This window comes from Blautia massiliensis (ex Liu et al. 2021) (assembly GCF_052064225.1).
Taxonomy (GTDB): Bacteria; Bacillota; Clostridia; order Lachnospirales; family Lachnospiraceae; genus Blautia_A; species Blautia_A fusiformis.
This window is the reverse complement of record NZ_JBQHWA010000001.1, coordinates 145,803-158,349: the sequence shown is the minus strand read 5'-3', so window position 1 is coordinate 158,349 and position 12,547 is coordinate 145,803. Positions and strand designations below refer to the sequence as shown.

At 44.5% G+C, this 12,547-nt stretch carries 11 protein-coding genes; 9 read left to right on the top strand and 2 right to left on the bottom strand.

From position 1 onward, the window contains the following. The 4 genes from ACTNDQ_RS00710 to larE form a co-directional block, all read left to right on the top strand. On the top strand, window positions 1-573 hold a 573-nt coding region (locus tag ACTNDQ_RS00710; RefSeq protein ID WP_441063216.1), incomplete at its 5' end, for an RNA-guided endonuclease TnpB family protein. 156 nt (window positions 574-729) lie between these two features. After that, a complete protein-coding gene (locus ACTNDQ_RS00705; protein ID WP_441063226.1) occupies window positions 730-918 on the top strand; it encodes a Uma2 family endonuclease in 189 nt (62 codons plus the stop codon). A 181-nt stretch (window positions 919-1,099) separates the two neighbouring features. Next, window positions 1,100-1,900 (top strand): MBL fold metallo-hydrolase, encoded by an 801-nt coding sequence (locus tag ACTNDQ_RS00700; RefSeq protein WP_129974597.1) that lies wholly within the window; start codon window positions 1,100-1,102, stop codon window positions 1,898-1,900. Between the two features lie 258 nt (window positions 1,901-2,158). After that, on the top strand, window positions 2,159-2,986 hold the full coding sequence (gene larE, locus ACTNDQ_RS00695) for an ATP-dependent sacrificial sulfur transferase LarE (RefSeq protein ID WP_278795320.1): 828 nt from the start codon (window positions 2,159-2,161) through the stop codon (window positions 2,984-2,986). Window positions 2,987-3,131: 145 nt separating this feature from the next. On the opposite strand, the gene ACTNDQ_RS00690 is transcribed toward larE, so the two are convergent. Next, window positions 3,132-5,096, bottom strand: a complete 1,965-nt coding sequence (locus ACTNDQ_RS00690) for an oleate hydratase (RefSeq protein ID WP_278795321.1) — start codon at window positions 5,094-5,096, stop codon at window positions 3,132-3,134. 157 nt (window positions 5,097-5,253) lie between these two features. Continuing rightward, window positions 5,254-5,838: a TetR/AcrR family transcriptional regulator gene (locus tag ACTNDQ_RS00685; RefSeq protein ID WP_278795322.1), complete on the bottom strand. Its 585-nt coding sequence runs from the start codon at window positions 5,836-5,838 to the stop codon at window positions 5,254-5,256. 141 nt (window positions 5,839-5,979) lie between these two features. On the opposite strand from ACTNDQ_RS00685, the gene ACTNDQ_RS00680 reads away from it, so the two are divergent. The 5 genes from ACTNDQ_RS00680 to chvE all read left to right on the top strand — a co-directional run bounded on the left by ACTNDQ_RS00680 (window position 5,980) and on the right by chvE (window position 12,493). Further along, window positions 5,980-7,008 (top strand): sugar ABC transporter substrate-binding protein, encoded by a 1,029-nt coding sequence (locus ACTNDQ_RS00680; protein WP_173760704.1) that lies wholly within the window; start codon window positions 5,980-5,982, stop codon window positions 7,006-7,008. Further along, window positions 6,986-8,494, top strand: a complete 1,509-nt coding sequence (locus ACTNDQ_RS00675) for a sensor histidine kinase (protein WP_278795323.1) — start codon at window positions 6,986-6,988, stop codon at window positions 8,492-8,494. Before ACTNDQ_RS00680 ends, ACTNDQ_RS00675 begins: the two co-directional genes overlap by 23 nt. After that, the gene (locus ACTNDQ_RS00670) at window positions 8,472-10,070 is read left to right on the top strand and encodes a response regulator transcription factor (RefSeq protein WP_278795324.1); all 1,599 of its coding nucleotides are present in this window, start codon (window positions 8,472-8,474) and stop codon (window positions 10,068-10,070) included. The genes ACTNDQ_RS00675 and ACTNDQ_RS00670 overlap by 23 nt, the downstream gene beginning before the upstream one ends. Before the next feature lie 20 nt (window positions 10,071-10,090). After that, the gene (locus ACTNDQ_RS00665; protein ID WP_441063224.1) at window positions 10,091-11,155 is read left to right on the top strand and encodes a sugar ABC transporter substrate-binding protein; all 1,065 of its coding nucleotides are present in this window, start codon (window positions 10,091-10,093) and stop codon (window positions 11,153-11,155) included. 309 nt (window positions 11,156-11,464) lie between these two features. Further along, complete coding sequence (gene chvE, locus ACTNDQ_RS00660; protein ID WP_242981975.1) at window positions 11,465-12,493, top strand: multiple monosaccharide ABC transporter substrate-binding protein; 1,029 nt, start codon at window positions 11,465-11,467, stop codon at window positions 12,491-12,493. Window positions 12,494-12,547 lie beyond the last annotated feature (54 nt).

The following is a 12,547-nucleotide window of genomic DNA, read 5'->3' as shown; positions in this document are numbered from 1 at the left end:
GGAACGATAGGGATTGATGTCGGAATCAAAGCGTTCTACTCCGACAGTAATGGAAATACGGTATCAAATCCCAGATATCTGGAACGCTCAATGCGAAAACTCATAAGAGAACAGCGCAGGCTTTCCCGAAAACAAAAAGATTCCCATAACCGCGAGAAGCAGCGGATCAGGGTGGCAAGAGTGTATGAGAAAGTAACCAATCAGCGGAATGATTTCCTGCAGAAACAGTCAACGATGCTGGTGCGTGAAAACCAAACCATCTGTATTGAAGATCTGAATGTTAAGGGGATGATCCGGAATCATAAACTGTCAAAATCGATAGCGAGTGTTTCCTGGGCAAAATTTTTTGAAATGCTGGAATATAAAGCTGGCTGGTATGGAAATGAAATTCACAGAGTACCAACGATGTATCCGAGCAGTCAGACCTGCAGCTGTTGTGGCTACAGAAATCCACGGATAAAAAATCTGGGCATTCGTATCTGGGAGTGTCCCAAATGCCATGCGGTTCATGACCGGGATACGAATGCAAGTATCAATATTCTGAAAAAAGGACTGCAGATGCAGTCTGCATAAAGATAAAAACTGTACCGTAGGACATACGGGAACAGTATAAATATAGCTTGTGGACACTGTGTAAGACATTGCAGTACCGTAAGGTGTTTGCCAATGCAGTAGTGGGAGAAGCAAGAATCCCCCTGCTTTAGCTGTGGGGAGTGTCAATATACGAAACTGTTTAAATATCGAACTGCCGGAGTAAGAGAATACTGGCTGGTAGATCCGGATAAGAATCTTGTTCTGGTATATAATTTTGAACATGGAACCTCGGAACCATATACATTACAGGATTCTGTGAAAACAGGAATATATGAAGATTTGTGGATTGATTTTTCTGCTATGAAAATGAATGGATCTTATTGAAAATATTTCTTCATAATGTTATCATTGGACACGAAAAACACAGAAAAAATAAGAAAACAAAAAATTAAACGGTTGTATATGTGTCTGTAATATGACCAGAGACAGCCGGTCAGAGTGTCAGAGAGCAGAATGGTGGGTGGTTGAATGTTTGATGACCAGGGCTATACAGGAGGAGAACAGAATGAAATTAACCATGCTTGGAACAGGTAACGCACTGGTAACAGAGTGCTACAATACATGTTTTGTGCTCAGCGATGAGTACGGCCATTTTCTGGTTGACGGAGGCGGCGGAAATACAGTGCTTTCTCAGCTGAAGAAGGCTGGCGTTGATCTGATGGATGTTCATGAGATCTTTGTTACACATAAGCACGTAGACCATATCATGGGGATCGTGTGGGTGATCCGCATCATTTGCCAGAACATGAAAAAAGGCACTTATCAGGGCGAGGCAAACATCTATGCTCATGATGAAGTGATCGGACTTCTGAAAGACATGGCATTTAAGCTTCTGAATAAGAAGGAGACACAGTACATCGGTGACAGACTTCATCTGATCGAGGTAAAAGACGGCGAGAAAAAAACAATTCTTAATAAGAAAGTGACCTTCTTTGATATCGGTTCCACCAAGGCGAAACAGTTCGGTTTCCAGATGATCTACGACGGCGGTAAGGTGCTTACCTGCTGCGGAGACGAGCCATACAATGAATGTGAAGAGAAATACGCAAAAGGCAGCGACTGGATGTTCCACGAAGCATTTTGTCTGTATGGACAGCGTGATATCTTCAATCCATATGAGAAGCATCACTCCACAGTTAAGGATGCCAGTGAGCTGGCTGAGAACCTTGGAGTTAAGAATCTTGTCCTGTATCACACAGAGGATAAGAACATTAAGAAACGTAAAGAGCTTTACGGAGCAGAAGGCAGAGAGTATTATCACGGAAATTTGTTTGTTCCGGATGATCTTGATGTGATCGAAATGTAATAACTGTAAAAAGAAAGACTGGAAGTATGGCATATGCTGTATTTCCGGTCTTATTATGTTTGGAAACAGAGAGGATACTAATAAATTTCATAGTACATCTGTCAGGTAGAAAAATACTTGTATGGCAAAAAAGGTATCGTTTACAATAAAGAATACACACATAGCATTGCAAGAGCATGTCAATAAGAACAGATCTGAAAATTACAGATTCGGATCCGGCAAAAATAAGATTTTACAAATTACGAGGTGACAGAACATATGCCAGCAACAGATAACATCACACTTGAAAAAAAATACAGAAAACTCCAGGAAATCCTCCGTTCCCTGGGAAGTGTAGCCGTAGCTTTTTCCGGTGGAGTGGACTCCACATTTTTGCTGAAAGCTGCACAGGAAACACTTGGCGACAAAGTTATGGCCATTACCGCATGTCCATGCTCCTTCACCGACAGAGAACTGAAAGAAACGCAAGATTTCTGCCAGGAAAATCACATTTGCCAGGAGATATGCAAGATCAACGAATTCGACATTCCGGGCTTCCGTCAGAATCCACCTGACCGCTGCTACATCTGCAAAAAAGCCATCTTCACAAAACTTTGGGAAGCAGCGAAAGCGCATAATATGAATATGATCGTAGAAGGCTCCAACATGGATGACTTAGGCGATTACCGCCCGGGAAAAAGAGCCATCCAGGAGCTTGGGGTCCGCAGTCCGCTCCAGGAAGCAGGCCTCTATAAAGAAGAAATCCGGGAGCTGTCAAAAGACATGAATCTTCCAACCTGGAACAAGCCATCCTTTGCCTGTCTTGCTTCCAGATTTGTATACGGTGAGACCATTACCGAGGAGAAGCTTCACATGGTAGATCAGGCTGAGCAGTTTCTGATGGATCTGGGATTCCATCAGTTCCGTGTTCGCATCCACGGTACCATGGCAAGGATCGAGGTTCCGGAAGAAGAGATCCTGAAAATTGCAGATAATGAAATAAGAACAAAGATCACAGAGAAATTCCGCACATTGGGATTTTCTTACGTGACTCTGGATCTTCAGGGCTTCCGTTCCGGAAGTATGAATGAAACACTGGGAAAATAAGTATCAGAAAATAAAATAATCCCCCGGAAATACCGCGCGAGAAGTATTTCCGGGGGATTGCTGCACGAATAGAACCGGAGGCTCCGTTACTGTGTTCAAATCTTAATTTTCGGATTGAGAATATCTGTCTGGCAGGCTGTATATCTTACATATAATCCTTCAGCACATCATGATCCCGCAGTACTTTCTCAACCACAGTACCCTTCACAACATTCAGAAGTGGTTTCTTCAGTGCATTCAGCGGCCCTGGCAGCTGGATCTCCAGCGGGGATTTTCCGTCCATCAGCTTCACACTGCTGTCCAGAAGCTCACGGATATCGTAAACGCTTCCCCATACTTCCGGAACCCCACGGTCTACACCGAAAAGTCCGTATACAGCCTCCATTGCAGTACGTACGGAATATTCTGTTGTGAATACGGTATCACGAGGAGTTTCCGCAAACTGGCCCAGGAATGCAAAGTTTACACAGCCATCCGGGATAACATCCGGGCGGTCACCTTTGGTACGTGGCATGAAGAAGGCGGTGATGTACGGCATCATGGTCGGAACGCAGACAGCGCTGTTTTCTGCCATATCGTCGATCTGATCTACCGGAACACCCAGGTGGTACAGCCACTCGGCGGTAATTTCCTTACCGGTACAATCCTTCATCGGCTTCTTGATATAATCACCGGGAACATCTGTGAACAATCCGTAAACCCATACACAGACCTTCTTCGGATCCTGCTCTTTGAACTGTCCCTGACGGTTGATGGTCCAGCTTAAGAGCCATTTGGAATCCTGGCAGCTTACGATACCACCGGTAACAACCTTGCCGGTACGTGGGTCACGCTGGCTGATATTGGTGATATAAGGGATAATACGGTCATCCAGAGTGGTGACAGTAGCGGATTCCCAGTTTGTTCTGGAAATGTCTGAGCAGAACTTTTCCGGATGTCCGAAGGAAGGATCCTGAGCTGCGATATTTTTCCACAGAGACCATACACCACTGGTACGTACCTCTGCATCACCGTTTGGTGCATGGTTCTGGTCGCCGTAGATCGTGCCCTCTGTACAGCTTCCGTTAGTGACGAAAACATAATCATTTTCTGTAAGAAGGATGCCCTGCTCCACATCTTTTACCTTGCATTCAATAGCAGTGGCGATCTTTTTGCCATCTTTAAAATTAAAGATCACGTTTGTGACCTCAGTATTAAACTGGAAGTCAACACCTGCATCCTCCAGATATTTTTTCATGGGAAGGATCAGGGATTCGTATTGGTTGTACTTGGTGAATTTCAGGGCGCTGAAATCCGGAAGACCTGCAATGTGGTGGATAAAACGCTGGAAGTAAAGCTTCATCTCCAGAGCACTGTGCCAGTTTTCAAATGCGAACATGGTCCTCCAGTACAGCCAGAAGGTGGAATCAAACACTTCATCATCAAATACATCTTCGATGGTTTTATCGTAAAGATCCTCATCCTTTGTCATAAACAGCTTCATGATCTCCATGCAGCCCTTCTGGCTCAGGTTAAATTTTCCGTTGGTATGTGCATCCTGTCCACGGTTGACGGTTGCACGGCAGAGAGAATAGTTCGGGTCGTGCTTGTTCAGCCAGTAGAACTCGTCCAGAACAGAAGCACCCGGTTTTTCAAGAGAAGGAATACTGCGGAAAAGATCCCACAGGCACTCGAAATGGTTTTCCATCTCACGACCGCCACGCATGATATAGCCTCTGGACGGATCAAAGATTCCATCGCAGGCACCGCCGGCAATATCCATGGCTTCCAGGATGTGGATATGATCACCTGGCATCTGTGCGTCTCTTACCAGGAAGCATGCAGCAGCCAGGGAAGCAAGACCGCTTCCTACAATGTAGGCATGCTTGTCGTCCACACCTTCCGGTTTTTCCGGACGGGCAAAGGCTTCGTAGTTACCGTTGGAATAATAAATCCCTTTGCTGTTTTTGTCATGCTTTCCACGCTCGGTGTTGCGGTAGTTTGCAGTAGTTTCTTTCACATGGAGGTTTTCCTCTTCGTTGATCTCTCTTGTTTTTTTCATCAGCATGGCTGCGCCGGCTCCGGCTGCCGCAAGTGCTGCAAGTCCCATGAATCCTTTTTTATCTGACATATGACATCCACCTTTCGTAAATGAGATACCTGTTTGTATCGGATTAACTGTTCTTTGTTGCTGTTGAGGCTATGATAGCCCATCCGGAAAAAAGATTCTATTTACAAAATACCGAAAGTGTTCAGTTTTTTATCATTATGTCTGTTTTGATAAGTTTTTATTCTGTATGCATTTCTGCTGTTTTGTTTCTGGCGGCAAAATTGCGGATGGCGTTGTCGATGCTTCCGTACAGTGCGGTTGCGGTATCATCTGCGATTTCGCGATAATCTTTGCGCATGCCGTTTTTGATCCAGTCCAGCATGATCCCTACAAAGCTGTATTTATACAGATCTGCGATAAAAATTTTCTGTTCATCCGTGATGGGGATATCTTTTGATTTTTCTGTTACCACGCCCATAAGAAGATCGCAGGTAAGCTGGAACAGATAATTCTCGATCTGTTCCCGCCCCACGCAGCGGTATACATTTAAGATAAACGGCTTGTTTTCCATCACAGCATCAAAGATCTGCAGAAGCCCTTCATGCCAGGTGGAAGAGGTTTTTTTTCCCTGAAGGGCAATTCTGGCATCTTCCAGACAGCACCACTCCACAAGATCATAGATATCTTTGAAATGATAGTAAAAAGTCATGCGGCTGATTCCGCAGTCCGTAGTCAGGTCGTTGATGGTGATCTTATCTAAAGGCTTCTTAAGAAGCAGATGTTTCAGGGATTCTTCCAGGGCAAGCTTGGTTGCGTTTGTCATGTCTTGCGGCCTCCTTTGGCAAGGTTATAGTTATTAATATAACATGAAAGTGCACAGAAAATCCATGTTAAACAGTGACTTTTCTGTGAAATTATGATAAACTGAACCTGGAATATTTTGCGGAACAGAACGGAGTGTACTATGAAGAAAAAATCAGTTTGTATCCTGCTGATCTTTGCTGCCGTGATAGTACTTACTTATGTGACAGGAGAATCCTATTACAGAGGAATCAGTGAAAAAGCAGGGTTGGATAAACAGGAAGAGAAAATATATAAATACCAGTACGACATGATCGTGGACAGCCCCGATTCCCAGTTCTGGCAGGCAGTATATGACAGTGCGAAGAAAAAAGCAGCTCCCAATAATGTACTGATTGAGATCATGGGGCCGGACAGAGAAACATCCTATGATAAACTTGATTATATGAATATGAGCATTGCGGCCAAGGCGGATGGTATTATCCTGCAGTATAATGGAGAAGCCGGTCTGGAAGAAGCAATCAATACTGCAGTAAGAAACGGAATACCGGTGGTTACAGTCATGAGTGATGCGGTGCACAGCCGCCGCCAGAGCTTTGTGGGAGTCAGCGATTATCAGCTTGGCATGGCTTACGGGGAAATTGTTGCCAAATACGTGGATGAGAACACGAAGAAGATCCTGATCCTGCAGAAACGGGACATTGATGATATGAACGAAAGTCAGATATACACTCAGATCAGCAATGCGGTGAAGATGGCAGCTGGTTCTGAGGATATTGAGATCAAGGGAAGGAATCTTCTGTCAACAGGAACCTTTGAAACAGAGGAGGCAGTTACTGATATTTTTCAGCAGAAGCGGAATGTTCCGGATATCCTTGTGTGTATGGATGAGGAGACAACGGAGTGTGCAAGACAGGCAATTCTGGATTTCAACCTTGCAGGAAAAGTGAAGATCATTGGTTATTATACATCTGAGGATATTCTGGCGGCAGTTGAAAAAGGTGTTATTTCAGTTACCTGTGATGTGGACACGACCCAGCTGGGACAGTACAGTGTGGAGGCAGTTACCAGCTATATAGAAGATGGAAGAACCAATTCTTTCTACAACGTAGACATTAATTTTCTTGACAGAACAGCAGTGGAGAAGATGAGGAGGGAGGCAGTCACAGATGAAAAAGATCCGTTGGAGTGACTTTTCTCTTGTAAGCAAGATCATGATCGAGGTTGGCGTGCTGGCAGTTTTACTGTTCAGCATCAACATGCTGTTTTATGCGCGGATCAACAACTCCATGCAGGAGATGGATGATGTGTATGCCAGCAATGCCCAGATCACAGAGCTTGGGCAGGTTTTTGACGATGTGCAGGACAGTATGTACCAGTATCTGAAGGTAAAAAGCTCCCAGGCACTGATGGATTATTATCAGAATGAGGCGAAATACAGGCAGGAGCTGGAGAAGTTAAATGAACGGAATATTGATGATTCCGTAAAACTTCTGGAGAAGAAGATACGTAAGATGTCGGAATCATATCTTTCCTGTACCGCAGGAACTGTAGCTGCCAAGAGAGGCAGGAATGTGGAGAAATATAAGCAGGAATATGATGAAAGTCTGGAGCTTTACAGTTATATCCAGAGTTCTATGGATGAGCTGAACAAGCAGCTTTTTAAAGAAAATTCCCAGACTTATGCAGCTCTCCGGGCGGTTATGAGATATCTGGAGATCAGTAATATGATGATCATGCTTCTGGTGGTGATCTGTGGAATGTTCCTTCTGATCATGGCAACAAGGGAGATGTTCCTGCCGCTGACTAATATGGCAGAAACTGCACAGCTGGTAGGTAAGGGGAATTTTAATGTAAAGATGCCCCCAGCAGATTCCAGGGATGAGCTTGGAACGGTAACAAGAGCCTTTAATACCATGGTGGATAATCTTGGTCTTTACATTGCCAGGACAAAGGCCAGCATGGAAAAAGAACAGCAGATGATAGAGAGGGAGCTTTTGATGGAAACACATCTCAAGGAGGCACAGCTTAAGTATCTCCAGTCTCAGATCAACCCGCATTTCCTTTTTAATTCCCTGAATGCAGGAGTACAGCTTGCAATGATGGAGGATGCAGAAAAAACCAGTATCTTTGTGGAAAAGATGGCAGATTTTTTTCGCTACAATGTAAAGAAGGGTGAGGAAGATGCCACACTGGAGGAAGAACTGGAGGCTGTGGACAATTACATTTATATTCTGAATGTACGGTTTGCCGGGGATATCCATTTTTCAAAAAAAGTGGAATGTGATGTGGAAAATGTACGTGTTCCCAGTATGATCCTGCAGCCGGTTGTGGAAAACGCAGTCAATCATGGAATCCGGAATATAGATTGGGAAGGACATATTGATCTCAGTGTGGAGAGATGGAATGATCATATTGAGATCAGTGTTCGGGATAACGGACTGGGCATGACCGGAGAACAGATACAAAGAGTACTGTCAAAAAAAGTCCACAGCAGTTCAGGCGAGGGTGATTCCACGGGAATCGGAATGAATAATGTGATCAGCCGTCTGGAACTGTATTATGAGCGGGACGGATTAATGGAAATATACAGTGAAGGTGAAGGAATGGGAACAGAGGTAGTGATCAATATTCCTCTGGAGAGGAGCGAAAAAAATGTACAGAATCCTGATTGCTGATGATGAGGGGATCATGCTGGAATCCCTGAAAAATATTATAAGTTCCAACTATGGAAATGAATGTGAGATCCATACAGCCAAGACAGGACGTGTGGTTGTGGAGGAGGCGGAGAAATATCCGCCGGATATCTGCTTTATGGACATTCAGATGCCGGGCTTAAGTGGGATCCAGGCAATCCGGGAAATTCAGAAATTTAACAGGTCTGTGGTCTTTGTGATCATTACAGCCTATGATAAATTTAATTATGCCAAGGAAGCGGTAAATCTCGGAGTTATGGAATTTCTTACCAAGCCGGTAAACAAAAAGGTGATTCTGGAAATATGCTCCAAAGCTATGGAAAAGGTAGATTCCACAAGACAGAAGCGAAGCGATGATCTCCGTATCCGTGAAAAGCTGGAGACAGTTGTACCCATGATCGAGAGCGGATATATCAATAATATTCTTCTGCAGGATGATTTTCAGACATATCAGGATAATTACAGGGAGCTTCTGGATATCCGGGAAGAATATGGATATATGATCGTGGCTGAATTCGGGGATTCTACGGAAAATGGTGTTCTTACAAATGCAGTGGGGGCCAGTGTGAAGGCAAACAAATTTTATTCCATATTCCGGGAAATCGCTCAGGGATTTTTTGAATGTCTGGTAGGACCTATTATGGGAAACCGTATTGTACTGCTTGTTCCGTACCGTAATTCCAGGGAGTCCTATGAGGAACGTGTGGAGGTTGTAACAAGAACCAGAAACATGGTACATAAGCTGGAAAGCAGGATCGACAGTAAATTTCGCTGTGGTATCGGCCGGGTGAAGGAGATGGGAAGCACCATGAAAGAATCCTTCAAGGAGGCCATGATCGCACTTCGGGAAAGCACCAGCCATGTGATACATATTGAGGATGTTCCGGCTGCACAGAAATATGACGGCGAATATCCAAGAGATCTGGAACGTCGCTATGAAAAGCGGGTGATGGATAAGGATGTGGCAGGAGCTTTAAGCTGTGCCGAGGAATTTATCAGGTGGATGGAGAAGCAGCCGGGAGTAGATCTGGAGGACATGCGCATCAAGATCCTGGAGCTTGTGATGGGAGTGGAAAAAAAGGCCTTTTTTGCAGGTACCGTGAAATATGCGATCAGCTGCCGCAGAAATTATATTCATGAGATCCAGGAATATACAGATATAGAAGGAATGAAAAAATGGTTCCTGGGCAAAACATCAGAAATCTGCAGTAACATGGAAAGTGCAAGGGAAAAAGAAGCGGTTTCCATTATCGAAAAAGCAAAGTCCTATATTCGGGACAATTACAAAAAAGATATTTCACTGGATGAGGTGTCACGGGAGGTGGATATCAGCCCTTATTATTTCAGCAAGCTTTTTAAGCAGGAGACCGGAGGAAATTTTATCGAGTATCTTACAGAAGTGCGGCTTCGTAATGCAAGAGAACTTCTCAAGGATTCAGGGCTTTCCATCAAGGAGATCTGTGCGGAATCCGGATACAGCGACCCCAATTATTTCAGCAGGATATTCAAAAAATACGAAGGCGTGACACCAAGTGAATTCAGAGAGAGGTTGAGGTAGACAATATGAGCGGGGGGAAAATGATCAGGAAGCTGTTGATCTTGCTGTGTCTGTTGACATTGATTCTGAATGGCTGTGCTTCCGAAAAAACAAAGCAGACAGCTGCGCAGGAAAACGATACAGAGGAAGACAGTGGTGAAAAGAAAATTCAGATCGGTCTTACAGTGGATTCCTTTGTTATTGAGAGGTGGATCCGTGACAGGGATGTATTCGTGGCAACAGCAAGGGAATTGGGAGCGGAAGTGAATGTTCAGGATGCGGGAGCAGATACAAAAGAGCAGATCAGCCAGATCGACTATTTTATCAAGAAGCATATGGATGTGATCGTGATCATTGCCAGAGACTGCAAGGCATTATCTGAGGCTGTGGAGCGTGCCCATAATGCAGGGATCAGGGTGATCTCCTATGACCGCATGGTAAATGATGCGGATACAGACATGTATATTTCCTTTGATAACCGGAAAGTCGGAGAGGTCATGGCACAGTCCATGATGGAAGCGATCCCTGATGGCGGAAAGATTTTTATGATCCAGGGATCTGCTTCAGATAACAATGTGGACATGGTAAAAGAGGGATTTGAAGACACTCTGAAAAACAGTGATCTGAAGGTGGTTTACGAAGCCAACTGTGAGGGCTGGATCGCGGAACTGGCAGCAGATTATGTGGAGGAGGCACTGGAAGAGTATCCTGATGTAAAGGGAATCATGTGTGGAAATGATGATATTGCCAGCCAGGTGATACAGGTTCTTGCGGAAAACCAGCTTGCCGGACAGGTGATCGTGGTAGGCCAGGATGGTGATCTGGCTGCATGTCAGCGTATTGTAGAAGGAACCCAGTACATGACAGCATTTAAATCTATCGAAGATCTGGCATGCCAGGCAGCTGAATATGCGGTGAAGATGGCAGAAGAGGGAAAGCTTCCGTCAGATGTGACAGATACCATGAACGATGGAAGCTACGATATCCCGGCGAAGGTGCTGGAACCGGTTGCCGTTACAAGGGATAATATTGATGAGGTGATCATTGACGGCGGTTTCCACAGAAGGGATGAAGTATATCTCAATACAGATTATGATACAGAGTAATGCAGAACAGATTGCATACCGGCATATATGTGGTGGTGAAATTCTGCAAGTAATGTGGCAGTGTAGCCATATGTGCAATAATGCACAATTATGACAAAAATCAATAGCAGATTTTTGGTGCAAAAATGTCTTGCCTGATGCAGGGCATTTTTCTTTTGCAAAAAAAATGTCTCTGTCATTGCCAACTATGTCCAGACAGTCCTGTGCTATAGTAACATCATCGAAGGAAACGTGATTCCAAAAACAAATAATGAAACGGAGGATTTTACAATGAAAAGAAAAATGGTATCTGCACTTCTTTGCGCAACAATGGTAGCTGGTATGGTGGTAGTTCCGGCAGCAACAGCACAGGCAGCAGACAAGAAACTGATCGGTGTTACCATGCCGACCAAGGATCTCCAGAGATGGAACCAGGATGGCGAGAACATGAAGAAAGAGCTGGAGGCAGCAGGATATGAAGTAGACCTTCAGTATGCATCCAACGACGTAAGCACACAGGTTTCCCAGCTTGAGAACCAGGTAGCAAACGGATGTGACCTTCTGGTTGTGGCATCCATCGACGGAAGCAGCCTTGGCGAGCCACTGAAACAGGCCAAAGAAAAAGGAATTCCGGTTATCTCCTATGACCGTCTTCTTATGAATTCCGACGCAGTAACCTATTATGCAACATTCGATAACTACAAAGTAGGTCAGAAACAGGGCGAGTACCTGGTAGATGCACTGGATCTTGACAATCAGGACGGACCATTCAACATCGAGCTGTTCACAGGAGATCCTGGTGATAATAACTGTAACTTCTTCTTCGGTGGTGCAATGGATGTTCTCCAGAAATATATTGATGACGGAAAGCTGGTAGTAAAATCCGGTCAGACAGAGTTTGAGCAGGTTGCCACAGCTAACTGGGACAGCGCAAAAGCACAGGACAGAATGGATACTATTATCGCTGGTAACTACTCTGACGGAACAAATCTTGACGCAGTTCTCTGCTCCAATGATTCCACGGCACTTGGTGTTGAGAATGCACTGGCAGCTTCCTACACAGGAGAATATCCGATCATCACCGGTCAGGATTGTGACACACCAAACGTTAAGAATCTTGTAGCAGGAAAACAGGCAATGTCCGTATTCAAAGATACAAGAGCTCTTGCATCTGCAGTAGTAAAAATGGTTGACTCCATCATGAAAGGTGAGGAGCCGGAAGTAAACGATACAAAATCCTATGACAACGGAACAGGTGTCATCCCGACATACCTTTGCGACCCGGTTGTTGTTACAACAGATAATTACAAAGAGATCCTGATCGATTCCGGATACTACACAGAGGATCAGATCAAATAAGTGGATTTTTAAGAACAGAATTTTATCATATGCAGGCGGGGATCATAACCGCCT

Excerpts from the sequence above, each read along its gene's own strand:
- ACTNDQ_RS00700 (WP_129974597.1), top strand. The coding sequence starts at position 1,100 with ATGAAATTAACCATGCTTGGAACAGGTAACGCACTGGTAACAGAGTGC.
- larE (WP_278795320.1), top strand. The coding sequence starts at position 2,159 with ATGCCAGCAACAGATAACATCACACTTGAAAAAAAATACAGAAAACTC.
- ACTNDQ_RS00690 (WP_278795321.1), bottom strand. The coding sequence starts at position 5,096 with ATGTCAGATAAAAAAGGATTCATGGGACTTGCAGCACTTGCGGCAGCC.
- ACTNDQ_RS00685 (WP_278795322.1), bottom strand. The coding sequence starts at position 5,838 with ATGACAAACGCAACCAAGCTTGCCCTGGAAGAATCCCTGAAACATCTG.
- ACTNDQ_RS00680 (WP_173760704.1), top strand. The coding sequence starts at position 5,980 with ATGAAGAAAAAATCAGTTTGTATCCTGCTGATCTTTGCTGCCGTGATA.
- ACTNDQ_RS00675 (WP_278795323.1), top strand. The coding sequence starts at position 6,986 with ATGAAAAAGATCCGTTGGAGTGACTTTTCTCTTGTAAGCAAGATCATG.
- ACTNDQ_RS00670 (WP_278795324.1), top strand. The coding sequence starts at position 8,472 with ATGTACAGAATCCTGATTGCTGATGATGAGGGGATCATGCTGGAATCC.
- ACTNDQ_RS00665 (WP_441063224.1), top strand. The coding sequence starts at position 10,091 with ATGATCAGGAAGCTGTTGATCTTGCTGTGTCTGTTGACATTGATTCTG.
- chvE (WP_242981975.1), top strand. The coding sequence starts at position 11,465 with ATGGTAGCTGGTATGGTGGTAGTTCCGGCAGCAACAGCACAGGCAGCA.